Annotated in this window: 19 protein-coding genes and 1 tRNA gene; 1 reads left to right on the top strand and 19 read right to left on the bottom strand. The window is 43.6% G+C overall.

Features of this window, described 5'->3' with window-relative positions; all coding sequences use genetic code 11:
* Positions 1 to 399: 399 nt before the first annotated feature.
* The 19 genes from QSH61_RS05685 to QSH61_RS05595 all read right to left on the bottom strand — a co-directional run bounded on the left by QSH61_RS05685 (position 400) and on the right by QSH61_RS05595 (position 23294).
* Positions 400 to 1257, bottom strand: a complete 858-nt coding sequence (locus tag QSH61_RS05685; RefSeq protein WP_010607880.1) for a tetratricopeptide repeat protein — start codon at positions 1255 to 1257, stop codon at positions 400 to 402.
* Between the two features lie 78 nt (positions 1258 to 1335).
* On the bottom strand, positions 1336 to 3258 hold the full coding sequence (locus tag QSH61_RS05680; RefSeq protein WP_010607879.1) for a DNA topoisomerase III: 1923 nt from the start codon (positions 3256 to 3258) through the stop codon (positions 1336 to 1338).
* Between the two features lie 103 nt (positions 3259 to 3361).
* Entirely contained in the window at positions 3362 to 5476 is a 2115-nt protein-coding gene (locus QSH61_RS05675) for a methyl-accepting chemotaxis protein (protein ID WP_010607878.1), read from the bottom strand.
* A gap of 217 nt (positions 5477 to 5693) precedes the next feature.
* The gene (locus QSH61_RS05670; protein ID WP_010370840.1) at positions 5694 to 6020 is read right to left on the bottom strand and encodes a Na+/H+ antiporter subunit G; all 327 of its coding nucleotides are present in this window, start codon (positions 6018 to 6020) and stop codon (positions 5694 to 5696) included.
* A gap of 9 nt (positions 6021 to 6029) precedes the next feature.
* The gene (locus QSH61_RS05665) at positions 6030 to 6299 is read right to left on the bottom strand and encodes a K+/H+ antiporter subunit F (protein WP_010370838.1); all 270 of its coding nucleotides are present in this window, start codon (positions 6297 to 6299) and stop codon (positions 6030 to 6032) included.
* The gene (locus QSH61_RS05660; RefSeq protein WP_102056363.1) at positions 6293 to 6829 is read right to left on the bottom strand and encodes a Na+/H+ antiporter subunit E; all 537 of its coding nucleotides are present in this window, start codon (positions 6827 to 6829) and stop codon (positions 6293 to 6295) included. Before QSH61_RS05660 ends, QSH61_RS05665 begins: the two co-directional genes overlap by 7 nt.
* Entirely contained in the window at positions 6830 to 8344 is a 1515-nt protein-coding gene (locus QSH61_RS05655) for a monovalent cation/H+ antiporter subunit D (protein ID WP_010370834.1), read from the bottom strand.
* Positions 8341 to 8682, bottom strand: coding sequence for a Na+/H+ antiporter subunit C (locus QSH61_RS05650; RefSeq protein WP_010370832.1), 342 nt, complete (start codon positions 8680 to 8682; stop codon positions 8341 to 8343). Before QSH61_RS05650 ends, QSH61_RS05655 begins: the two co-directional genes overlap by 4 nt.
* On the bottom strand, positions 8682 to 11474 hold the full coding sequence (locus QSH61_RS05645) for a monovalent cation/H+ antiporter subunit A (protein ID WP_017217780.1): 2793 nt from the start codon (positions 11472 to 11474) through the stop codon (positions 8682 to 8684). The genes QSH61_RS05650 and QSH61_RS05645 overlap by 1 nt, the downstream gene beginning before the upstream one ends.
* 203 nt (positions 11475 to 11677) lie before the next feature.
* Positions 11678 to 12805, bottom strand: coding sequence for a hypothetical protein (locus QSH61_RS05640; protein ID WP_206473406.1), 1128 nt, complete (start codon positions 12803 to 12805; stop codon positions 11678 to 11680).
* Positions 12783 to 13670 carry a lipoprotein NlpI gene (gene nlpI / locus QSH61_RS05635; RefSeq protein ID WP_206473405.1) on the bottom strand — a complete coding sequence of 296 codons (888 nt, stop codon included), beginning with the start codon at positions 13668 to 13670 and terminating at the stop codon, positions 12783 to 12785. The genes QSH61_RS05640 and nlpI overlap by 23 nt, the downstream gene beginning before the upstream one ends.
* A gap of 409 nt (positions 13671 to 14079) precedes the next feature.
* Positions 14080 to 16206, bottom strand: a complete 2127-nt coding sequence (gene pnp / locus QSH61_RS05630; protein ID WP_010370826.1) for a polyribonucleotide nucleotidyltransferase — start codon at positions 16204 to 16206, stop codon at positions 14080 to 14082.
* 224 nt (positions 16207 to 16430) lie between these two features.
* Complete coding sequence (gene rpsO, locus QSH61_RS05625; protein ID WP_010370825.1) at positions 16431 to 16700, bottom strand: 30S ribosomal protein S15; 270 nt, start codon at positions 16698 to 16700, stop codon at positions 16431 to 16433.
* 105 nt (positions 16701 to 16805) lie between these two features.
* The gene (gene truB / locus QSH61_RS05620) at positions 16806 to 17753 is read right to left on the bottom strand and encodes a tRNA pseudouridine(55) synthase TruB (protein WP_045989551.1); all 948 of its coding nucleotides are present in this window, start codon (positions 17751 to 17753) and stop codon (positions 16806 to 16808) included.
* Complete coding sequence (gene rbfA, locus QSH61_RS05615) at positions 17753 to 18157, bottom strand: 30S ribosome-binding factor RbfA (RefSeq protein WP_010370823.1); 405 nt, start codon at positions 18155 to 18157, stop codon at positions 17753 to 17755. Before rbfA ends, truB begins: the two co-directional genes overlap by 1 nt.
* Positions 18158 to 18239: 82 nt before the next feature.
* Positions 18240 to 20927, bottom strand: coding sequence for a translation initiation factor IF-2 (gene infB, locus QSH61_RS05610; protein WP_010607871.1), 2688 nt, complete (start codon positions 20925 to 20927; stop codon positions 18240 to 18242).
* Positions 20928 to 20952: 25 nt separating this feature from the next.
* The gene (gene nusA, locus QSH61_RS05605; protein WP_010607870.1) at positions 20953 to 22452 is read right to left on the bottom strand and encodes a transcription termination factor NusA; all 1500 of its coding nucleotides are present in this window, start codon (positions 22450 to 22452) and stop codon (positions 20953 to 20955) included.
* Between the two features lie 39 nt (positions 22453 to 22491).
* Positions 22492 to 22947 carry a ribosome maturation factor RimP gene (gene rimP / locus QSH61_RS05600; RefSeq protein WP_138582542.1) on the bottom strand — a complete coding sequence of 152 codons (456 nt, stop codon included), beginning with the start codon at positions 22945 to 22947 and terminating at the stop codon, positions 22492 to 22494.
* Between the two features lie 270 nt (positions 22948 to 23217).
* Positions 23218 to 23294 (bottom strand) — tRNA-Met (locus QSH61_RS05595).
* Positions 23295 to 23904: 610 nt separating this feature from the next.
* On the opposite strand from QSH61_RS05595, the gene QSH61_RS05590 reads away from it, so the two are divergent.
* Positions 23905 to 24684: a delta-class carbonic anhydrase gene (locus QSH61_RS05590; protein ID WP_206472604.1), complete on the top strand. Its 780-nt coding sequence runs from the start codon at positions 23905 to 23907 to the stop codon at positions 24682 to 24684.
* The last annotated feature ends 156 nt before the right edge of the window (positions 24685 to 24840 follow it).

Genomic DNA, 24840 nt, shown 5'->3' with positions numbered 1-24840 from the left:
CGAGGGATGTGCATTCTAAGCATTCCCAATTTTTTGTCAACACTTAATCACTTCGATTATCGATTTAAGTTTCTTTTCGAATCCTCAAAACCTAAGTTTCACTTGACTCCCAACTCGTTAGCCTGTTGCTTTTCAGCGCTACTCCCCGTGTCGGTGGATGCGCATTATAGGGAAATCCGATTTTAGTGCAACCCCTTTTTTCATTAAAACTTATAAAAAAGGTTTGTTCGAACAGAAAATACACAAAACCACTTAAAAACCACATTAATGAAATATTTTCTTCATAAAACTGTCACCAGTTTTCGCGAAGGGATCATAAGTATTGATCAAATTTGGGAGGATGCAAGATACAGTTGAAGAAATTTTCACCTGTATCTTGGTATTCAACTATCTATTCTTTTAGTAAAGAAGACTATATAGCTTTCGTCGATATGCTGAAGCAACACTATCGCCATCAGGAAGCGAAGCGATAATATCTAAAAATCCCTTTTTGGCTTCACCGTAGTTCATATCTTTCTTAAGCACCATAAGTAGGCTTGCCAATGCTTCTTCTTTTTTACCCACATCTAACTGAGCTTGAGCTAACTGACAACGTAAGTCTAATGAATCAGGTTCAGCTTCCACCGCTTGCTCTAGACGCTTTACCTCTGGTGAATCTTGTGCAGCCGCAGCTTGCGCCAATTTAGCGACTAAATTGTGGTAATACGGGTCTCGCTGTTCTTCATTTATAGAATCTAATAACGCTTGAGCTTCATCAAATTTTTGAATTTGCATGCAGATATCCGCAAACACCAACTTAACCCGAGTGTTACTACTGTCAATGTCGTATGCCTTCTTCGCATAACCAAAGGCATTATTTAGGTCACCGCTTGCGAGGAACTGCTTCGCTTGATCAAGTAAAATAACTTCAGGTGATGGTAAATGCTCAGACAAAGCTTCTTTAATTTCTTCTTCTGTTTTTGCCCCTGCCAGCATATCTACTGGCGCACCACCTTTTAAAATCACAATCGTTGGCAAAGCTTGTAAACCAATTTGCTGAGCGAGTTGAGATGCCAGCGCTTGTTGGACATCACAATCAATAACGCCTACGGTTATATGCTCACTATAAGCTGCCGCTATCCTCTCCAATATTTGGTCTTGCTGAACACATTCAGGATTTTGATTGCTATAAAAGGTCAGCAATAACACTTTCTCTGGATTTGGATCGGTTATTACTTGCTGAATGTTTTCAGGGGTTAGTTGGATTTTATTGCTCATATTCTATTTTCTGTCTGAGTAATTAATATGGTTGATATAGTGACACTATCTGAATTTACAACCAAGCCAAGAAAACAATTATGCAGAGCTTGGCTTTCTCTTTCGGGTAAATTTCCCCTTTCTTGCCCCACGTTTTTTAAATGCAGGTACAGGAACACCTTTCAGTGCATTCGTATTGATAGACTGAGCGCTGTCAATAAATCCACCTAACTCATCACAAAGCGGTTGCATAAATTGATTATACGACGTTTCCTTATTGGCGATCTTTCCGAGCAATGACTCCCAGAGCGCTGTTCTATCTGGTAATGAAAGTGACTCAGGTAGGGTTTGAATAAATGCTTTTCCCAGCGCCGTAGAATATATCGTCTTACCTTCTCGTCTAAGAAACTGCCGTCTAAACAAAAGCTCAATAATTCCGGCCCGCGTCGCCTCAGTGCCAAGCCCATCAGTGTCTTTCAATACCTTTTTGATAGATTGATCGGAAACAAACCGTGCAATACCTGTCATCGCACCTAATAAGGTAGCTTCAGTGTAATGCTTTGGCGGCTGAGTTTGTTTTTCTTTAACTTCACCTTTCTCGCATAAAAGTTGCTCTCCCACCTGTAACTCCGGCAATAGGCTTTCTTTCTCGACCTCATGACCTTTAAACAGTATCTTGAATCCTTGATCTGTTATTTGCTTCGCTTGTGCTTTGAATTGACCACCACTAATCTCCAACTCCACTTTAGTTTCGTTGTAGCGGTAGGGGTGAAAGAATTGCGCAAGATACTGTACAGAGATGAGTTGATAGACCTGTAACTCTCTATGCCCAAGCTGAGCACTGCGGAGCTTTTTAGTGGTTGGAATGATAGCGTGATGCGCTTCTACCTTTTTATCATTCCAACACGCTCCTTTTAGATTCATGTCAGCTAACTTAATAAACTTACTTTCTATTCCCTGATTGTGCTCGGCAGCCGCAATGACTTGCTCTCTTTCAACAAAATGTTCTTGTGGTAGATAACGGTTATCTGATCTAGGGTAAGTGATCAATTTATGTTTCTCATAAAGTGCCTGACAAATATCCAACACTTGCTGAGCCGATAAACCGTAGCGCTTATTTGCGTCAATCTGCAAAGAAGAAAGGTTATAGGGTAACGGCGGGTTTATCTTTTTTGGTTTTGTTTCAACCTTATTTATTGTTGCTTGCTTTTGACTGATCCGATCCGCAACGTTTTCGGCTAAGGCCTTAACCAGAACACGCCCATCTTCGTCCATATAGGGCTTACATGCTTCACTTGGTACCCACTTAGCTTCAAAAACACCCCAATTTGGTTTATTGATGTGTGCAATCACCTCATAAAATGGTTTAGATACAAAGTTCTCTATTTCTAGATCTCTTCTAACAACCAAACCAAGTACCGGAGTTTGCACTCTGCCAACCGACAAAACAGTATTCACTCCCGCTTTTTGCCCGGCCAACGTAAATGCTCTGGTTAAATTCATCCCAAATAGCCAATCCGCTCTAGCTCTTGCAAGTGCAGATACACTTAAAGGAACAAATTCTTGATTAGAACGTGTCGAAGCCAATGCCTTTTTCACAGCTTGTGGGTTTAAATCACTGATCAACAAGCGTCGGATCGTTGCTCTTTTCCGTTCAGGCAAGTTTACAAATTGAAATACTTCGTCCACGAGCAATTGCCCTTCTCGATCAGGATCTCCAGCATGGTAGATTTCATCGGCTTTTGTGAGTAACTTTTTTAAAGTGCTAAGCTGCTTTTTTGTTTTTGGCTTTGCTTTGAACTGCCATTGAGTCGGCACGATTGGTAGATCATGAAACTGCCATTTTTTGTATTTGACGTCGTAGTCTTCAGGTTCTGCTTGTTCCAACAGGTGACCTATACACCAAGAAACCACATCACCATTCGCGACTTCTATATAACCATCTTGTTTTTTATGTGGTTTTGGTAAGACATCGGCGATTGCTCGGCCTAAAGAGGGTTTTTCTGCGATATAGAGTTTCATGATTAGCTTAACTGTATATAGATACAGTTATCATAGTGAATTTTGACGAAAAACACCATAGCTGCAAAGAGACTGTCTCCAGTCTCTTTGCAAACCAACAAACTTACGTTCTTAATAAATTAAGTTGCTTATGTTTTTGTTCGACTATCAGCGTCATTGAACTGGCCGCTTGCTCTACTTCATCTGCAAACTTCGAAAGCTCAGCAGCGGCATCTGAAATGCCCGTCGTATTCGTATTAATTTCTTCGGTAACCATACTTTGCTCTTCCGCAGCCGTAGCAATTTGTGTTACTTCGTTAGAAATGCTTGTCAGCTCAGCAACTAGCGTACTCATTAACCTAGCCGATTCTTGGCAATAACTCACTGCGTCTTCACCTAGCTGCACAGAACTCTCAATGATCCGGCCTGAGTTCGCGACTTCACTCTGTAGGTTATCTATTAGTTTACTAATGTCGTCCGTCGATGCTTGTGTTTTTGACGCCAAAGCTCGAACTTCATCTGCAACAACCGCAAAACCACGCCCTTGCTCCCCTGCCCTTGCCGCTTCAATTGCCGCGTTTAAGGCCAGTAAATTAGTTTGCTCTGCAATAGCTCTGATCACTTCTAGTATTTTAGAAATATCATCACTGCGCTCAGATACCTTCACGACCGCTTGTTTTGCATCAATGACTTGATCCGCCATTGATTGCACCGTTTCGGTCGTTTTAATGATGCTTTGTTCGCTTTGCTGAACTTGATCTGCGGCCTGATTCGTACTTGCAGCCGCTTTTTCCGATGCCCGAGCCACCTCTGAAGCAGTTGCACTGAGTTCGTTAATTGCAGTAACTACGCTATCTATTTCTAAGTGCTGATTAGCGACTTTGTTTTTGATGTTTATCGCGGCTTCTGTTGTTCGATGCGACTGCTCGTAGGAAGATTCAGCAAGACCTTTGAGGTCATCAATCATCTTTCGTAGTTTATCAGTAAAGCGGTTAAAGCCATGTGCCAAGGCAATCAACTCAGCATGATGACTCACTTCTAGTTCATGCGTTAAATCGCCTTCGCTAGAAGCTAAGTTCTCTACCCGCTCCTGAATATGCGTAAGCGGGCCGATAATTGTGTTCACTAATACCACCGCAATGGCAATGCCAATAACAGCAATAACAATACCGATAATGAGCATCCAGCGACCAACGGAGTTTGTCGACTCCTCCAGCTGACTTTGCAGCGTTGTAGCAGAACTAAGTGCAATTGCCTTAGGTAGTTCGATTACTAGAGACCAAGTGGTGTTTGGTAACGCAATTTTAATCGGTACCGCTACGACTAAGTCTTCACCAAGCTCTTTAATCCCAGAACCTGTGTGCAGCGATTTTAACACCTCAGCCCTATCTGACTTTGTCGACTCAGCAAGTGGGCGGGCTAAATTCTTGTAGTGACTAGAACCCACAACAAGACCCAACTCACTTAACAAGGTTACCTTAGCGGCTCCTGAGTAAAGCGAGTTTGAGAGCTCGTCGACCATGGTTTGGAAAATCGGCAAATTTACATCCACGCCCACTAGGCCTCTAAATTGACGATTGACCACGACTGGTGTGGTCAATGAGGTCATCAGCATTTTGTTGCCCGGAGAAATTTCATATAAATAGGGCTCCATGATACACGGCGCCACTTTATCTTTTGCGCACAGATACCACTCGGCTTCTCGTAGGCCAAACTCATTGATTGCATCGGCATATTTTTCTTCTGCCGACTCAACTTTTTGTTGCATCGGACCATTGGCTTCTTGAGTAAAGTAGAGCTCTAAGGTACCAGCGCCCGGCACAGAGTGACTCGAACCACCTTGATTACTGGCATCATTGCCATCGTAACCATTCGGTTCAAACTGTGCATACATAGAAGACACAAAGCGATTTTGCTTTAGCGCACCATTGACAATTTCTTGCACTTGTTCACGGCTCAGAGGATCCTGCTCGGCGGTATGAGATAGTACACCCGCCAAAGTATAAGGAACACGATAGGCTTCATTGATAAAGCCAGCCACACGTTGCCCATATTGATTGCCTTTAGCGATAAGACCTTGGGATATTTCATCATAAATCGCTTGTTGGACCCCTTCACTTTGCTTGGTATTTTCTGCTGCAAGGTGAAACCACATTGTTGTCACTAATATAACAACCAAACTCGTTACTAATGCTGTTACAAAGAATAAGAGTTTGTTTTTAATCGAAGCTTGTTTCATAACATTCCCAGTTTTTAGACTTAGTATGCAAACAAATTGCACTGCACGTTCATCATCAACTTGATAAAACGAGTGACCCCTATTTTTATCGGCGACTATGAAGTCTTTTTTAACTGTAGCAAAAAATTTAATAACGTACTGAAATTTATGATGCTTGAGTGGGATTATTTAGGGAATAAATTATAAAGTGATGGGTAAAAAAAATAGCGCCGAAGCACTATTTTTTTATCTTGTCTTTGCCTGTCGTCTTTTCATTACTCGGCAAGCGGTGATGTATTGCTGACTTAATCAGCATATATCCAGAAATAGGGGCAGTGAGCAGCAAAAATATTGAAATCAAGATTTCCTTTACACTCACACCATCAGTCGTTGTACTAAAATACACCATTGCCGAGGTCAATAAGCACGCCATTCCAAGCGTTGTGGCCTTTGTAGGACCGTGGAGACGCATAAAAAAGTCAGGCATTTTCACAAGACCAATAGAGCCTATCAATACAAACGCACCACCTAACAGTAATAAAATGGAAATTATCCATTCCGACATATCGCTCTCCTATTCTATGATGTCGCCGCGTAGCAAATACTTACATACCGCAACCGTACTTACAAAACCAAGCATTGCTATTAATAATGCGGCTTCAAAGTACAATGCAGTTCCCATACTCATTCCGTAAAGAATAATAAGCGCAATGGTATTTATGTACATGGTATCGAGCGCTAAAATTCTATCTGGAATTGAAGGTCCAACAACCAAACGCCAAAGATTTAGCAAAAGTGATACACCTATCATCGCAAAGACAATAAGAATTACAGTTTCTAGCATTCAAAAATCTCCTTCAATGGCGCTTCATAACGAGATTTAATAGTATCAATCAACGCTTGCTCATCCGTAAGATCTAACACGTGGATCAATAAGTATTTACGTTCTGGTTTTTCGCCGCTTTTTTCAGACTCAGGCCAAGGGTATACCTCAGCACTTACGGTGCCAGGAGTTAAAGATACCGTGCTGGCTAAAATAGTGATTGGCATAGCTTGATCTATATCGAGCGGCACCAACACGAAACCGGGGCGCAATTTCTTCGTTGGTCCTAAGATCTTTATCGCAACCTCAACGTTGGCGGTAATGATATCGTAAAGTACCAAAAGCAAATGAGTAAACGCACGCCATGGCTTAATGATCAGTGGCTGCTTAGTTCTAAACCGATAGGTAATAAGCGGGATCACAATCGCTAGAATAGTCGCGAGAATAATATGCCCAGCTGACACACTATTATTCATCAATAACCACACAGTAAATAGCAGTAAGCTGCGAAATGGAGTTGGTAGCCATTTAAACCTTGCTTCTAAACGCATCTATTTCGCTCCTTTTAACACAGCATTCGTCATGCTAGAAAAGTCGTGCAAAGAGTCGGCTGCCGACAATGCGTAATCAGTCAATGGACCGGCAAAAATCACCATTAACGGCGCACAAGTTATCAAGGTAAGAATTGCGATAATTTGGGCTGGGTGCGCTTTTTCTGCCGATTGTGTATCAACCTTACCTGTATGATGCCAAAACACTGTGCTACCAGCTTTTGAGACACTTACTAATACCGCTAAGCTTACTAACAAATACACCGCCCAAAACCAATACGTGTGACTCGACTCGATGGTCGACTTTAAGATCCATACTTTGCCAATAAAGCCTGATAACGGCGGCATACCAATCACAGTGATTGCCGCAATCGCAAACATGATGCCAAGTAACATAGGTTGAACTACTGGGCGACCCGCGGTGATCCTATCAGCGACTTTCCCCCTTTGTTTCCCCACTAAATCAGCAAGTAAAAACAAAGCAGCAGACACTAATGTCGAGTGCACTAAATAGTAAATGGCTGCAGCGCTGCTATTTACCGTTTGTACGGCGACTAATGCCACTAGGGTACCAACTGACACCACCACTAAATTTGCAGACAGCTTACGCAAATCTTGACTAGCAAGTACGCCGATCCCACCCATGACGATAGTCGCCAGAGCGAGCCACCATAGCCACTCTTGTGCCATATGACTTAATTCACCAGCTTGGTCACCAAAAATCAGTGTATACACACGCATCATAGAATACACACCCACTTTAGTCATGATTGCAAATAAAGCAGCTACAACAGGTAACGCGGTTGCATAGGTGTTTGGCAGCCATAGATGAAGCGGTAGCAAGGCGCCTTTTAGCGCAAATACAACCAATAATAACAAGCCGCCAATTTTAGCAAGATAAACATCATCTCCTTGTAAGAAGGTGATCTTATATGCCATATCCGCCATGTTTAGGGTACCAAGCACACCGTACAAGATACCTAATGCAATCAAAAATACCGACGAACCTACTAGATTTAGGATCACGTATTGCAGTGAAGCACGGGTATTGTGCTTATCACCACCATGCATTAACAGCGCATAAGACGCTATCAACAAAATCTCAAAGAATACAAATAAGTTGAACGCGTCACCAGTTAAGAAGGCGCCATTTACCCCCATCACCAAAAAGTGCAGTAACGGATGGAAGAAACTTCCTCGTTCGTCGTCTCCGGCACAGCTATACAGCGAACACACAAAACACAACAAAGCGGTTAAGCTGACTAACAGAGTCGAAAGTTGATCAGCAACTAACACAATACCAAACGGTGCTTGCCAGTTACCAATCGCATAAACCTGAATGCCAGACTGCTGAACATGTAGTAAAAGTGAGGCACAAACTGCAAACGTAATTAGCGACATAAGTACTGAAACTTTACGCCTAATCGCTAAGTTCTTACCACACGGTGGCATCAGCAGGATCACCCCTGCCAACATAGGTAATAAAATAGGTAAAGAAGTCAAATGTTGGATCATGCTTTACCCTTTTTGTCAGGAACAATGCCATTTACATGGTCATTACCCAAATCAGAACGACCGCGAATAGCTAAGATCACGACAAATGCCGTCATCGCGAACCCGATAACAATTGCCGTCAATACCAAGGCTTGCGGCAGTGGATCTGCATACTCACTGCTATAACCAAGCACTGCAGCTTTGTTTAAGGTCAATCTACCCGATGCGAACAAAAACAAGTTGACCGCATAAGACAACATAGTTAAACCAAGAACAACAGGGAATGTTCTTGCTCGTAGAATCAAAAATACGCCACAGGCTACTAGCAAGCCCACGCACGATGCATAAAGCAATTCCATTAAATATTCACCTCTTCTTTGGGCGCATTTGCCGTTACTTTACCTAGGCTCGCCAAAATCATCAGCGTTGCACCTACCACGGTGATATAAACACCAAGGTCGAATGCGATGGCACTTGCCAGCTCAGTTTTACCTACCAATGGGATATCAAAATAATCAAACCATGAGGTTAAGAATGGTTTGCCAAAGAACCAACTTCCCACACCGGTTGCTAGAGAAATAGCGATACCCGTTGCAATAATCTTGCGGTAATTGACATCAAAGCGCTCTGCAATCCAATTCGAACCATGAGCAATGTATTGTAAAATAAAGGCTATCGCCGTGATTAGGCCCGCGATAAATCCACCACCCGGTAGATTGTGGCCGCGCAAGAAAATATAAACCGAGACCAGCAATGCCAAAGGCAATAAGCTTTGTGAAATACTTGCCAGCAGTAGCGGATATCTTTCTTTCGCCCAAGGTCTGCCTTCACTGTCACTGCCAGGCATGAATAATGGTAAATTAATCAGTAACTTATAAATCCCCAGTGCCGCAATACCCAGTACAGTAATTTCACCTAGCGTATCAAAACCACGGAAATCCACTAAGATAACGTTAACGACATTCGTCCCGCCACCGCCAACTTTGGCGTTTGCAATAAAGAACTCAGAAATACTATCCAATGGCCTTGTGATCAAGGCGTAACTGATACTTCCGATGATCACACCAATTGCTGAAGCAATACCCATATCACGGAGTACGCGAATAGAACTAGACTCCTTCGGCGTTCTTTGCGGTAAGAAGAATAACGCAAGCATCAACAGAATAATGGTCACTACTTCTACCGTTAACTGAGTAAGCGCCAGATCCGGTGCTGAGAAGCGCGTAAAGGCAACCGACACCATGAGACCAACAACCGAAATCATTAGCAGTGCAACCATACGAGTACGATGCCAGATAACCGTGCCAATCGCTCCAATCATTAATAAACCAGCACCAATACCGTTATGTACGTCAATTGGCGTCGGCTCTAAATTACCCACTAACTGTGACATTTCAAACAATGGCCAGCCTGCACTCACCAGCACAACGATAAACATCAGCATCAGATAACGCTGTAACGAACCATTTTCTATTGCGTTTACACGCGCGCGACTCCAAGACACTATGTTGTACATAGTGCGTTCAAACGTTTTCTTAGCGTTCATCGGCGGTAATGAAGCTTGGAATTGGAATAGATATTTGCGCTGAGTATAAATTAATAAGCCACCACATACCGCAAGGCCACTCATGAGCAGTGGTAAGTTAAAGCCATGCCAAATAGCAACCTCAAAGGTTGGCGCAGCCTCCCCTAATACCGCACTTGATGCTGTCTTTAACATGCCATCAACGATAAAGTTAGGGAACATGCCGACTATCAAACATAAAGCGACCAAGATTTCGATTGGAAAACGCATATAGCGTGGCGCTTCATGCGGCTCCTTGGGTAAATCAATTGGATCTCCGTTGAAGAATACGTCATGAATAAATCGCGCCGAATACGCAACAGAGAATGCACCGGCGATTGTCGCCAAAATTGGAATCAACCACGACATAGAGCCCAGAAGTTGCTGGTGTAGCGTCTCGGCAAAGAACATTTCTTTTGACAAGAAACCATTAAGTAGCGGCACCCCAGCCATCGCAGAAGCGGCAACCATCGCAAGCGTTGCGGTATAGGGCATAAATCGCCACATACCGTTGAGTTTACGCATATCACGAGTGCCCGTTTCATGGTCGATGATCCCCGTCGCCATGAATAAAGAGGCCTTAAACGTTGCGTGGTTAATAATATGGAAAACCGCCGCAACAGTCGCAAGCTCAGTATCCAGACCAAGTAATAAAGTAATAAGGCCTAAATGACTGATCGTCGAAAACGCCAAAAGACCTTTTAGATCATGTTTAAATAACGCGATATAGGCGCCAACGAGCAGCGTCGCTAAGCCAGTTAGGCCAACGAGAATAAACCACAGCTCTGTACCCGCCAGCGCAGGATAAAAGCGCGCCAGTAAGAATATCCCAGCTTTCACCATAGTCGCAGAGTGTAAGTACGCACTTACAGGTGTTGGTGCAGCCATCGCGTGCGGTAGCCAGAAATGGAATGGAAATTGCGCGGACTTGGTAAATGCGCCCAGTAGCACAAGGATTAACGCCACTTCATATAATGCATGGGATTGAATAAGCTCACGACTAGATAAAATCACATCCAGGTTATAACTACCTACAATATCTCCTATCAACATCAAGCCGGCAAGCAGTGCTAAACCGCCACCGCCAGTGATCGCAAGTGCCATTTTCGCCCCTTTGCGGGCCTCTGACTTATGCCACCAATAGCTAATAAGTAAAAATGAACTAATACTGGTAAGCTCCCAGAATAACCAAAGCTGTAATACGTTATTAGACATAACGATACCAAGCATGGCGGTCATAAAGAGCATTAAGTAAGCATAAAGTTTAGGCATGGAATCATTGCTGCTAAGGTAGTATCTGGCATAGAAGATAACCAGCATACCGATGCCCAAAATCATGAAAACGAACAGCAACGCAAGACCATCCAGTCTAAACGCGATGTTAATATCTAGAAGCGGAACCCATTCAAATGTGTACCGAATAGTCTCTCCTGCGAAAACGGCAGGAGCGAGATCAACAGCAAGTAAAATTGCCACTGCTGGCGCTACTAAGGTTATAGCAGTCGACTGATTACGAGAAAGCTTTCCCGTAAATGCAGAGATAAAACTGCCAATTAAGGATAGCAAGGGTATCCAAAATAAAGTCATAGATGAAACCTTTTATTTGCGTCGTTATGGCTCGTTTAGATTAATGTGACATTCCCCCTTCCAAGTTGGAGCGATCGGTACACATCAACCACACGTACATGAACCCTGTTATACTTGATTAGTGTTTGAGTTGTCTAGAGTTTCACTTTCTAGCTGATGCTATTTTAGCCAACCTTAACAAACTATTCAGAATAAGTTCAAAACTATTCAGCCGAATTAACCGCTATTTTATCCTCTAAACGTATTGAATTCAGTACTGCTAACCACCTTTGACGGTAATTTGCATCTAACTTAATTGATTGATATTCGAGCAAAGAGTGACTATTCGAGGGTTTATATGAGGAAAATTTACCTAACTCGCAGGTGCGACTTGGCACCCAATTGTTCGGTGCATGGTCACCAACGTAAAGATTTGGTGCCTTTTGCCCTGAAGTCGCGCAAAGCCATTTTGCTTTTTTAGCTGGTACTGGGTATTCATCTTCAAAACCACTAAAGTGCATAAGCTCGTGTACCAGCGTGTTGTAAGTGCTGGCGCCGCTCAAAGTCATGTGCTTACCGCTGACATTAGCAAGCCCCTCCGTTGCCATAAACACCAAGTGATCGTATTTTGACAAGCCCTGCTCGTATCGTAAGTCGCACATTGCAAATCCCCTTTGCCTCTTACAACTGAGCTTATTCGCCGCATATATCGGTTTAGATAAACAATATACGCCTTTGGCTGGCTCTGGTTGTTGCTCATAAGCATGTTTAAGCACTTGTAAACGCTGCAAACCATCTAAATTACTGGCGATTAATGCGAGATTAAACTGACAAGACGCACTTGAATGCTGACGCTCTGAGAGAGTCTGAAACAGTCTTAAGTAGGGATTATTCAAAAATGTCGTAACAGGCTTTCCTTGCCACACCGCGAGCAACGAAGTGAGTTCTGGGTTTAACGCGTAGCGTTTTGAAAGCGCATAAAGCAAGTGATATCGGCCAAGTGATACTAACTGCTCGGACACTTGCTGACGCTGCTGACGATTTAAACGAGACCAAGTATCAAGTAAAAGCAGCTTAGTGCTATTTTTCTGTTGAGCACTCAAATCGCGCTGTAACCGTTCAAACTCCCAACTTGGTTGCTTTAGGCCTGCAATGGCTTTTACTAATTGTGCACTTGCTTGTGAGGGTAGCACCTCAAGCGCCGGTGCAATGGCAAAATAGCTATTTGGATTGGCGACGACAAGTGCTGATTTTTGCGCGATAGAGAGGTGTGCATAATTAGGGCTGCTTGAAAACAGCAGCCCTATAAGCATAAAAATAAAAAGGTGTTTAGCTCGCGTCTTGTTCGACATTCAACTGGGCAAGTAAATCAAGCTCAAGACGGGCGTATTTATGTTCTACAAACTCATATACATTGGTTGCCAATGCGAGCTTAAAATAGCTAATCGCAGAGGCTAAGTCCCCTTGCGTCTGATATTGCTTAGCCAGATAAAAATAGGCCTCACAGAGACGCTGCGCATACTCTTCTTGGGTGCTCACGCCCTCAGAGATCTGCGCAAGAAATGCTTCTTCAGATAAAGTACCCAAATACAATGCAACTAACTGAGACGACCACTCGTCAGGGTCTAATGCTTGGCTATTTGCCGCCAATGTCTGCTTAGCAAGCGCATCGTCTACTTGCTGCTGAGCAATATACAGCCACATAGCACGGTACGCATCTTTTGGAGCACGCGCCAAAAAGGCTTCAAAATCTTTTACAGCTAAATCGGCTCTTTCACCGTAATACAATGCGATACCACGATTTAAATAGGCATATTCATGTTGCTCGTCGAGCTCTAGCACAGCATCAAACATTTCATATGCCCGGCCATAATTTTGCTCTAGCGTTTGATGAATACCTAGGAAGTTATATACTTCAGCGAGATCTGGCTTAATTTTTACGGCGCGATTGAAGTCAATACGAGCAAGGGTTTGCAAACCAATGCTATCGTACAGCATACCGCGATTGTATAGCAGCTGCGCGCGTTGCTCATTTGCCATATCCGGCTGCAAGAGTAACTCGTTAAATCGAGCAATGGCAATTTCATTACGGAAATTAGCTTGAAGTGGTACTGCAAGCGGAACATTTACAATGTTTTTAGTGGCCTCTGGCTGCGTGCTTTTACATCCTACCAGCCCCATTAGCACTAATGGCACAACTATTTTCGCTAACTTCATTTCCTTCCTCATTCAATGGCATTTGCCCGTTTAGAGTCTTTGCACAGGTATACCAACAATCTGATTATGTAACCTGAGGTTTGGATAAGGAATGTTCCAACTCATTGTTGCTAAAGCACAACTTAGTTTTCTCCTTGTCTAGCCAGAGAGTTTTAGGGAAAACAAGGCGAATTTACGCACCAATAGCTGGCTATTGGAAGTGAATTCAACGCAGTTAGCGCTAAAACTTTCTGCTAGAAAGGCATTAATTATCCGCAGCTCAGGTTATGTACTATAACTTTGCCTAGTTCTCTATTGACCAGATAAACTCAGTTTTGTTTCATCATTTTGAGTCAAACAGCATTAAAGCATAAAAAAAGGGGCTATTCAGCCCCTTTACACTTCTATTCTATGCAAAGCATTGCAAAGATTACTCAGCGCCTTCTTCTTTAGGCTGCTCAGCTTTTTTCTCTTGTGCTTCTTTGATACTTAAGCGAACACGGCCTTGGCGGTCAACTTCAAGTACTTTAACTTTAACTTCTTGACCAACAGTTAAGTGATCTGAAACGTTATTTACGCGCTCTTCACTGATTTGTGATATGTGCACTAGGCCATCTTTACCAGGAAGTACGTTTACAAACGCACCGAAGTCTACGATACGGATAACTTTACCAGTGTAAAGCGTACCAACTTCAAGCTCTGCTGTAAGCGCTTCGATACGTGAAATAGCAGCTTGTGCACTATTACCATTCGTTGCAGCGATCTTGATAGTACCGTCGTCTTCGATTTCAATCGTTGTATCTGTTTCTTCAGTAAGCTGGCGAATTGTTGCACCACCTTTACCAATAACTTCAGCAATCTTCTTCGCAGGGATCTTCATAGTGTAGATACGTGGAGCAAACTCAGATAGCTCTTCAGAAGGTGCAGAAATCGCTTGGTCCATCACACCTAGGATGTGTAGACGCGCAGCTTTCGCTTGGCGAAGCGCGATCTGCATGATTTCTTTGGTGATACCTTCAATCTTGATATCCATCTGTAGTGCAGTTACACCGTTTGCTGTACCCGCTACTTTAAAGTCCATATCACCTAAGTGATCTTCATCACCAAGAATGTCAGAAAGTACAACGAAATCTTCGCCTTCTTTCACTAGACCCATCGCGATACCAGCAACTGACGCTTTAACTGGAACACCAGCGTTCATTAGCGCAAGTGAAGTACCACATACTGATGCCATTGAAGATGAACCGTTTGATTCAGTGATTTCAGATACTACACGTACTGAATATGGGAATTCAGCCAGTGTTGGCATTACTGCCGCAATACCACGCTTAGCTAAGTTACCGTGGCCGATTTCACGACGCTTAGGAGACCCTACAAAACCCGTTTCACCTACACAGAATGGAGGGAAGTTATAGTGAAGCATAAAGTGATGCTTGTGAGTACCAGTTAGGTCATCTAGCATCTGCGCGTCACGCTCAGTACCAAGGGTTGCTGTTACAAGTGCCTGAGTTTCACCACGAGTAAAGATTGCAGAACCGTGAGTACGTGGCAGTACACCCGTCATCACGTCTAGCGCACGAACCATATCTGGTTCACGACCGTCGATACGTTTTTCGCCAGCAATGATACGGCTACGTACAATTTTCTTCTCAAGTGAGCTGAATGTTTTACCTACCACTTGCTCGTCTAGTGACTCGCCTTCAGCAACTTCAGCGCCTAGCTTTTCAATGACTTCCGCTTTTGCTTCAGAAAGTGCTTCTTTACGTGCAACTTTGTCAGTAATACGGTAAGCATCACCTACTTTTTGCTCTGCAATTGCAGCGACTTTTTCAGCTAGTGTTAAATCTTTTTCAGGTGCAGTCCAATCCCATGCCGCTTTACCAGCTTCAGCGCGGAATTCTTCGATTGCTTTGATGATAGCTTGTGATTGCTCGTGACCATATACAACAGCGCCAAGCATTTCTTCTTCAGTTAACACTTCAGCTTCTGATTCAACCATTAGTACTGCGTTTTCAGTACCAGCAACAACTAGGTCAAGCTTACTTGTCTCTAGCTCTTTTAACGTAGGGTTAAGTACGTATTGACCATCGATGAAACCAACGCGCGCGGCACCTAGCGGGCCATTGAATGGAATGCCAGAGATAGCTAGTGCTGCTGAAGTACCAATCAAAGCAACGATATCTGGTTGGATCTCAGGGTTTACAGAAACCACTGTCGCGATAACCTGAACTTCGTTTACAAAGCCGTCTGGGAATAGAGGACGAATTGGACGGTCGATTAGACGAGCGGTTAGTGTTTCACCGTCTGAAGGACGACCTTCACGCTTCAAGAAACCACCAGGGATACGACCCGCAGCGTACATTTTTTCTTGGTAGTTAACCGTTAGTGGGAAAAAGTCTTGGCCAGGAGCCGCTTCTCTTCTTCCTACAACAGTAACAAGTACCGAAGTATCGCCAATGCTTGCAAGTACTGCACCGTCAGCTTGACGTGCGATAGCACCTGTCTCTAGAGTCACCGTGTGTTGACCTAGTTGAAATTCTTTAATAATTGCTTGCACAATATTTTCCTTACTAAATTGTTTTCAACGTCAACGGGGACCAATCACAGTCTTAAATAAACTCACCATAATTTACTTAAGCACTACAATTGGAAATCCGATTGACGCTTGTTTAAAAGTATTTTTAAACGGCTGTAAGTATACTGATAGAACAGCCACAAAAAAAGGGGCTAATTAGCCCCTTTTTTACTGTTGGATAAATTTCCAACAAGAAATCAAAAATATTAGCGACGTAGGCCAAGCTCTTTGATTAGTGCAGCATAACGGTCAACGCTCTTGCCTTTTAGGTAGTCAAGAAGGTTACGACGTTGGCTAACTTTACGTAGAAGACCACGACGTGAGTGGAAATCTTGCTTGTGGTTAGCGAAGTGACCTTGTAGCTTGTTGATGTCAGCAGTTAGAAGTGCAACTTGTACTTCTGGTGAACCTGTATCACCTTCTGCGCGTGCGAACTTTGCTACGATTTCTGCTTTTTCTTGATTGCTTAGTGACATAATAACTCCAAAATAAGTTTAGTAATGCTTCAGCCGATCACTAATTCAGCCAAAGCGGAAGCTGGCGGATTATACCAGCATAAACTCCCCTTGCATAGGAAGATTTTATTGTGATTCCGGCTGAGCGGAAGATAGCGCACGTTTTGCTTTCAATAATCCTTGTGGATTACGCTCGCCAATCCCAACAAACTTACCATCGGCAACCACTTTAACAATACCGTCTGGTAAATTTTCGACAGCAACGGTTTGCCCATGACCAAAAGCAACGCCTTGCTCAGCACTAATATCAACAACGCTCAAATCGACCAAAGCGGTATCCATCGGCAACAATAATTCATCGAGATAAGTCGAAGGCGCAACTTCTTCCGCTTTTGCTTTCTCAAGTAACGCTTCTAACTCGACTAAGGTAATCATTTTGTCGCTAGGGTAATGACCAACTTCACTACGGTGTAACATAATGACATGCGCACCACAGCCAAGCTTTTCCCCCAAATCATCGACTATCGTACGAATATAAGTGCCCTTAGACACATGCACCGTCATTTGAATTTGTTGAGTTTGCTCGTCATATTCATCTAACGTAATACGATAAACATTAATCTTGCGACATTTTCGCGGTACTTCGATGCCTTCGCGGGCATATTTGTATAGCGGTTGGCCCTGATATTTGAGCGCCGAATACATCGAAGGGTACTGATCAGATTCCCCCAAGAAGCTGGCAATTTCTTGCTCTAGCTGCTCAAGTGTTACATTTACTGGTCGCGTTTCAACAATTTCACCATCAGAATCTGATGTCGTCGTGCGCTCACCCAGCTGCGCTCTCACCACGTAGGTTTTGTCAGTATCAAGCAAAAACTGGGTAAACTTAGTTGCTTCTCCAAAGCAAATTGGCAACATACCTGTTGCCAGCGGATCCAAAGCACCGGTGTGGCCCGCTTTTTGAGCGAAATAAATGCCCTTTGCTTGCTGTAGTGCTTTGTTAGAAGAAATACCTTGCGGTTTATTTAATAACAGAATGCCGTCGATCGCACGGCCTTTGGTGCGACGCGCCATTACTCTTCCTCTTGGTCTTTATCTCCAGACTCAGGACCACGCTTTGCGTTGTCTTCTCTGATCACAGAGTCAACCAAGTTAGAAATACGCATACCTTCCATTAGGGAGTTATCAATAACAAATTTAAGCTCAGGCATGATACGCGCACGGATACGCTTGCCAAGAAGCGAGCGGATATAACCGGTTGCTTCATTCAGAATAGCCGCACTTTGCTTAGTTTTGTCTTCATCACTCGTATTCAACACAGTAATGAATACTTTTGCATAAGAAAGATCGCGTGATACCTCAACAGCTGACACTGTTACCATACCCAATCTTGGATCTTTAATTTCGCGCTGTAGGATCACCGCAATTTCTTTTTGAATTTGCTGTGCTACGCGATCTGTACGAGAAAATTCTCTCATTTTCACCACTTAAAATTTCAAAATCTATGAGATCACAAATGGGGGCTAGTGCCCCCATCTCAAGTATTTTAATAACTTACAATTAAAGCGTACGCTCTACCTGTACAGTTTCAAATACTTCGATTTGGTCACCGACTTTAACGTCGTTGTAGTTCTTAACGCCGATACCACATTCCATACCGCTACGAACTTCAGCAACGTCATCTTTAAAGCGACGTAGTGACTCAAGCTCACCTTCGTAAATAACAACATTATCACGAAGTACACGGATTGGCGCACTACGTTTAACCACACCTTCAGTTACCATACAACCTGCAACAGCACCGATCTTAGGCGACTTGAACACGTCACGAACTTCAGCAAGACCAATGATCTCTTGCTTAAATTCTGGTGCAAGCATACCTGTCATTGCTTGTTTTACTTCTTCGATTAGGTTGTAGATAACGCTGTAGTAACGTAAGTCTAGGTTCTCAGTATCAATAACTTTACGTGCCGAAGCGTCCGCACGTACGTTAAAGCCAACCATAATAGCGTTAGAAGCCGCTGCAAGTGTTGCATCCGTTTCAGTAATACCACCAACACCAGAGCCTACGATCTTCACTTTAACTTCATCTGTAGACAGTTTAGTCAATGAATCAGCGATTGCTTCGATAGAACCTTGAACGTCTGCTTTCAGTACGATGTTCACTTCAGATACGTCGCCTTCAGTCATGTTAGAGAACATGTTCTCAAGCTTCGCTTTCTGCTGACGAGCAAGCTTCACTTCGCGGAACTTACCTTGACGGTATAGTGCCACTTCACGTGCTTTACGCTCATCACGAACTACTGTCGCTTCGTCACCAGCAGCTGGTACGCCAGAAAGACCTAAGATCTCTACTGGAATTGAAGGACCCGCTGATTTAATGTCTTTACCGTTTTCGTCTTTCATCGCGCGAACACGACCATATTCAAGACCGCAAAGTACGATATCACCTTGGTTTAGGGTACCTGATTGAACAAGTACAGAAGCGATTGGACCACGACCTTTATCAAGGCGAGATTCGATTACCACACCAGACGCCATGCCTTCTTTAGAAGCTTGTAATTCTAATAGCTCAGATTGCATTAAGATAGCTTCTAGTAGCTCATCAATACCAAGACCAGTCTTCGCTGAGATATGAACAAACTGCGTTTCACCACCCCAGTCTTCTGGGATTACATCTAGTTGAGCAAGCTCATTCTTAACGCGGTCAGGGTCAATACCCTCTTTATCCATTTTGTTCACAGCAACGATAAGTGGTACTTCGGCCGCTTTCGCGTGTTGTACCGCTTCTTTCGTCTGAGGCATTACACCATCGTCCGCTGCAACAACAAGTACAACGATGTCGGTTGCTTTCGCACCACGAGCACGCATCGACGTAAACGCCGCGTGTCCAGGAGTATCTAGGAAAGTGACCATGCCACTGTCCGTCTCAACATGGTAAGCACCGATATGCTGAGTAATACCACCGGCCTCGCCGTCAGCAACTTTTGCTTTACGAATGTAGTCAAGCGTTGACGTTTTACCGTGGTCAACGTGACCCATTACCGTTACTACCGGCGCTCGTGGCTCAAGAGAACCTTCTTCACTGCGGTCACTTAGTACTTTTTCTTCCAGCTCGTTTTCTTTCACTAGAATAACTTTGTGACCCATTTCTTCTGCCACTAGCTGCGCAGTTTCTTGATCGATAACTTGGTTAATGGTAACCATGTCACCCATCTTCATCATTGTCTTAACAACTTCAGCGCCTTTAACTGCCATACGAGAAGCAAGTTCTGCAACAGTGATAGTTTCACTGATACGTACTTCTTGTTTCACTTCTGCCGCTGGCTTTTGGAAACCATGCTGTAATGAAGTTGGCGCTTTTAAGCGACCTTTTTTGCCTTTCAGCCTCTTCGCATTCGCTTCTGCTGCTTCTTCTTTCGCACTTGGCTTTTTCTTCTTCTTACGACGTGCGCTTTTCTCTTCACGTGCGTCAGACTCATCTTCCGCTTCACGAGCGTAAGTAGAAGTTGTTAGGTGGTGATCAGCACTTTCTTCTCGACGAAGACGCTCTTCTTCTTCCGCCTTCCAACGTGCTTCGTTTTCTTCCGCTAGACGGCGAGCTTCTTCCGCTTGACGTTTCGCTTCTTCTTCTGCCTTTTTCAGGGCTGCTGCTTCTGCTTCTTGACGCAGACGCTCAGCTTCTTGACGTTCTTTAATTTGTTGCGCGCTATCCACTTCTTTACTCTGCTTATCTTTGGCTTGACGTTCAGCATCCGCTTGTCGCTTCGCCTCTTCTTTAGCTTTGCGCTCGGCTTCCTCATCGGCCTTGCGTTCCGCTTCTTCGCGCGCATTGCGCTCAGCTTCTACTTTGGCCTGTTGCTCTGCTTGTTGCTGAGCCATTAACTCTGCTTCTTTGCGCGCAGCTTCCTCTGCAGCTAAGCGTTCTTCCTCTCTCTGCTGCTCGATTGCGCTCTTTTTAACGTAAGTGCGCTTCTTACGGACTTCTACAGATACAGACTTTGCTTTACCAGATGAGTTAACACTTAACGTGCTTTTACTCTTACGCTGTAGAGTCATACGCTCAGGGCCGGTTGAACCAGTGCCACCGTGTTGCTTGCTTAGGTGATCAAGCAACGTCGCCTTTTCGGATTCAGTAACTTGGTCGCCCTCGGCTTTGGTGATCCCTGCATCTTTTAACTGTTGTAGTAATTTATCAACAGTTGTACCAATACTCTCGGCTAGTTTGTTAATGCTCACTTCTGCCATATGTGATGTTACCTCCGTTAATAAATTACTCTTCGCTGAACCAGCAAATGTTACGTGCGGCCATGATTAACTCACCAGCTTGCTCTTCTGATAACTCAGAAATTTCAACTAAGTCATCAATACCTTGCTCTGCAAGGTCTTCAAGTGTAACGATACCTTTGCTAGCAAAAACAAAAGCGGTATGACGCTCAAGTCCTTCAAGTGCTAGTAGGTCTTCTGCAGGTTCTGCATTTTCAAGACTTTCTTCATCGCGAAGTGCTTTCGTAGTCAGTGCATCTTTCGCACGGTTACGTAGCTCTTCAACGGTTTCTTCGTCTAGACCGTCGATTTCTAAAAATTCAGCTACTGGTACATAAGCCACCTCTTCAAGTGAAGAGAAACCTTCGTTAATCAGTAGTGTTGCAAAATCATCGTCGATGTCTAGATTTTCAGTGAATAGATTAACCAATTTATCTGATTCTTCCGAGCTCTTACGCTCCATCTCTTCCACTGTCATTACATTTAGTTCCCAACCAGTAAGTTGGCTAGCTAAACGTACGTTTTGACCATTACGACCAATCGCTTGCGCTAGGTTGTCAGCTTCAACTGCAATTTCCATCGTGCGCGTATCTTCATCCATTACGATTGAAGCTACTTCAGCCGGTGCCATTGCGTTGATTACGAACTGTGCTGGATTATCATCGTAAAGTACAATGTCAACACGCTCACCGCCAAGTTCTGAAGACACAGCTTGTACACGTGCGCCACGCATACCAACACATGCACCTACAGGGTCGATACGCTTGTCGTTTGATTTTACAGCGATTTTAGCACGAGAACCAGGGTCGCGTGCAGCACCTCTAAGTTCAATCATTTCTTCGCCGATTTCCGGAACTTCAATACGGAATAGTTCCATCAACATTTCAGGCTTAGAACGCGTAACAAATAGCTGAGCACCACGCGCTTCAGGCTTCACTTCGTAAAGTAGACCACGCACACGGTCACCCGGACGGAAGCTTTCACGTGGTAGCATGTCTTCACGGTAAATTACCGCTTCAGCATTGTTACCAAGGTCGATAACGATAGCGTCACGCGTTGCTTTTTTAACAACACCTGTCACTAGCTCGCCTTTTTGATCTTTATATGCATCAACAACTAATGCGCGCTCAGCTTCACGTACTTTTTGTACGATTACCTGTTTCGCCATCTGTGTGGTGATACGGTCAAATTTAATTGATTCGATCTGCTCTTCAACGTAATCACCTAATTGAACGTCAGGCTCATCAACTTGCGCCGCTTCAATAGTGATTTCCGCATATGGATTTTCTAGTGAACCGTCTTCTTGTGGTTCAACCGCTTTCCAACGACGAAAAGTATCGTACTCGCCCGTTTTACGGTCGATAGTAACGCGTACTTCGATCTCACCGCCGTGCTTCTTTTTTGTTGCTGTCGCTAGTGCGAACTCTAATGCTTCAAAAATCTTTTCTCTTGGGACCGCTTTTTCATTGGAAACAGCTTCTGCCACCAACAATATTTCTTTTGCCATAGGTAATGCCTCGCTTGCCCTTGTCCTTCGCACTCAAAGTTAGAATTTTGCGATGATATTGGCACGCTCAATGTTGCTTAACATCAGGATAAATTCCTGAGCGTCAACTTTTAACGTGATCATATCGCCATTAACTGCTACTAAGTCGCCTTTAAAATTACGGCGACCTTCTTGCGGAAGTTTAGTACGCAAACGTACTTCCTCTCCCACTGCTGCTTCATAGTGAGCTTGTTTGAATAATGGTCTGTCAACACCAGGAGAAGATACTTCCAAACTATATTCGTTCGTAATCGGGTCTTCGACATCTAAAATTGCACTAACTTGACGACTCACTTCCGCACAGTCATCTACATTAATGCCGTTTTCATGATCGATATATACACGAAGTGTAGAATGACGACCAGCTTGCACAAACTCAAGACCGAGTAATTCAAAGCCACACGCAGCAACTGCAGGCTCCAACATTTCAGTCAAATCTTGCTCGAGTTTTGACACAGAACTCCTCCATACAAACAAAAAAAGGGCCTAAAGCCCCAAATCATAGCTGCTTGATCTTGGGCTCAGAATACACCTTGCGCCAGATACAACAACGCCCCGAACCAAGCGGGGCGTCACACGAATAACAAACTGTGTGGCCAAAGGCCGTGCTTGGTTTGCGAGCTATCTCAGCCAAATTAATCATCAACTTAAACAAAAAAGCCGATGCTTAAACGCAAAACGCGCATTACAAGGAATGCGCGAAATCAAAGAACTCAATCTTTAACTTGGTTGCGGGAGCCGGATTTGAACCGACGACCTTCGGGTTATGAGCCCGACGAGCTACCAGGCTGCTCCATCCCGCGCCAACACATAAAATTGTTTTACTTCTACTTTTCAAAGAAGTGGCAATCGGATTTGAACCGACGACCTTCGGCACTTTACCAAATCAAGCGCCCGACCATCTATCGAGCAACTCCATTCTACACCGAAACATAAAATTGTTTTACTTCTACTTTTCAAAGAAGTGGTAATCGGATTTGAACCGACGACCTTCGGCACTTTACCAAATCAAGCGCCCGACAATCTATCGAGCAACTCCATTCTACACCGAAACATAAAATTGTTTTACTTCTACTTTTCAAAAGAAGTGGCATCTAAAAAATGCCATTTTAATGGGCGATGTATTGCCCATACTTAAAGCCAATTATACTGAAAAACGAAAGTTTCAGTCCGATTGACTAAATATGCTGCGTATTATAAAGACAGTATGCCTAGATAGCAACCTTGATTTAGAACTATCTTCTGACGTTTCAGCTCGTTGCTGAGATGTAATCAGGTATTTTACTTTTCACATACAACACCGTGATGCCCAACTCATCGGTCCAGTTTCGTCTCCTTTTATTTTTTGTAACAAAAAAGAAATATTTAATCCATAATTGGGGACAAGAAAATCACGAAAGAAAGGAAAACCAAATGAGAACGGTTATAAAACCAAGTAAATTGACAGCGCTGTCTATATTTAGCTTTGAAGCATTTGCAGCGCAATGTGAATCAGCAGGACCACAAACACCGAGAGATATTGATAGTTTGCAGGGTCACAACAAACGGGTTTTTGCTATGGCTCCACCAAAAGAAAAACTCAACCTATGTAACATCCACTTTCATAAAAATGCAGAACATAAAGCCAAAGACTTCTCTGTCGTTTCCAATGACCCAAAGTACGGCGGATTCCAATGTAATGCAACTGCAAGCCTCACCCCAGCAGAGCTTGCTCCTGTAGAAGATAAAGTATGTAACAACGTAAAGCCCGGCGATACGATTGAAGTACACTGGGTTCATAGCTCTTGTGATGTAAAACCGGGCCCGACCCTCGGTGCTTGCTTAAATGACAGCTGCGCCAACCCCGATCTACGCGTCGAAACTCAGGTGTTTTTAGTGGTTAATGATGAAGATGCGCAAGACTTCACTGAGCTTGATTATCAAGGCCAAGTTGGCGGTTACCATCAAGCAGGTGTTTTACCAAGTAATACAGGCACACCAGTTGAGTTTTTAGGTTCGACGACTGGACCTAGCTATAACAACCAACAGTGCTCACCTTTACAGGTAAGTTGGAGTGTACGCCCAAGCTGTACCAAAGTTGATATAAATAGTCTCGCGCATTGGTGTAAAGACAATGCTTTTGAAGAGGACCATGCGCATGGCATTCGTAAACTCGTGACAGATCCACAGTTGCTTTCACCAATTAAGCACTAATATTTTCAAATCAATGTGGGCCGTTACTCAATCTCGGCCTACTATAGCTAGGTCCAGCATATTGAAATTCAATTGATTATTGCAACGTAAGAAAAAGCTCACAAAAAAATATTAAAAAGTCTCGCATTTTAAAAAAACAGCTATACTCAGACTTAG

It is taken from the genome of Pseudoalteromonas sp. JC3 (assembly GCF_030291895.1).
Taxonomy (GTDB): domain Bacteria; phylum Pseudomonadota; class Gammaproteobacteria; order Enterobacterales; family Alteromonadaceae; genus Pseudoalteromonas.
This window is presented reverse-complemented; position numbering and strand designations above follow the sequence as displayed.

What these genes read in the sequence shown, in the direction of transcription:
- rpsO (WP_010370825.1), bottom strand. Translation starts at nt 16,700, where the DNA reads ATGTCACTAAGCAATCAAGAAAAAGCAGAAATCGTAGCAAAGTTCGCA.
- QSH61_RS05670 (WP_010370840.1), bottom strand. Translation starts at nt 6,020, where the DNA reads ATGTCGGAATGGATAATTTCCATTTTATTACTGTTAGGTGGTGCGTTT.
- QSH61_RS05650 (WP_010370832.1), bottom strand. Translation starts at nt 8,682, where the DNA reads ATGGAATTGCTTTATGCATCGTGCGTGGGCTTGCTAGTAGCCTGTGGC.
- QSH61_RS05590 (WP_206472604.1), top strand. Translation starts at nt 23,905, where the DNA reads ATGAGAACGGTTATAAAACCAAGTAAATTGACAGCGCTGTCTATATTT.
- nlpI (WP_206473405.1), bottom strand. Translation starts at nt 13,670, where the DNA reads ATGAAGTTAGCGAAAATAGTTGTGCCATTAGTGCTAATGGGGCTGGTA.
- QSH61_RS05640 (WP_206473406.1), bottom strand. Translation starts at nt 12,805, where the DNA reads ATGTCGAACAAGACGCGAGCTAAACACCTTTTTATTTTTATGCTTATA.
- QSH61_RS05655 (WP_010370834.1), bottom strand. Translation starts at nt 8,344, where the DNA reads ATGATCCAACATTTGACTTCTTTACCTATTTTATTACCTATGTTGGCA.
- QSH61_RS05675 (WP_010607878.1), bottom strand. Translation starts at nt 5,476, where the DNA reads ATGAAACAAGCTTCGATTAAAAACAAACTCTTATTCTTTGTAACAGCA.
- rbfA (WP_010370823.1), bottom strand. Translation starts at nt 18,157, where the DNA reads ATGAGAGAATTTTCTCGTACAGATCGCGTAGCACAGCAAATTCAAAAA.
- truB (WP_045989551.1), bottom strand. Translation starts at nt 17,753, where the DNA reads ATGGCGCGTCGCACCAAAGGCCGTGCGATCGACGGCATTCTGTTATTA.
- QSH61_RS05680 (WP_010607879.1), bottom strand. Translation starts at nt 3,258, where the DNA reads ATGAAACTCTATATCGCAGAAAAACCCTCTTTAGGCCGAGCAATCGCC.
- QSH61_RS05665 (WP_010370838.1), bottom strand. Translation starts at nt 6,299, where the DNA reads ATGCTAGAAACTGTAATTCTTATTGTCTTTGCGATGATAGGTGTATCA.
- QSH61_RS05685 (WP_010607880.1), bottom strand. Translation starts at nt 1,257, where the DNA reads ATGAGCAATAAAATCCAACTAACCCCTGAAAACATTCAGCAAGTAATA.
- QSH61_RS05660 (WP_102056363.1), bottom strand. Translation starts at nt 6,829, where the DNA reads ATGCGTTTAGAAGCAAGGTTTAAATGGCTACCAACTCCATTTCGCAGC.
- nusA (WP_010607870.1), bottom strand. Translation starts at nt 22,452, where the DNA reads ATGGCAAAAGAAATATTGTTGGTGGCAGAAGCTGTTTCCAATGAAAAA.
- infB (WP_010607871.1), bottom strand. Translation starts at nt 20,927, where the DNA reads ATGGCAGAAGTGAGCATTAACAAACTAGCCGAGAGTATTGGTACAACT.
- QSH61_RS05645 (WP_017217780.1), bottom strand. Translation starts at nt 11,474, where the DNA reads ATGACTTTATTTTGGATACCCTTGCTATCCTTAATTGGCAGTTTTATC.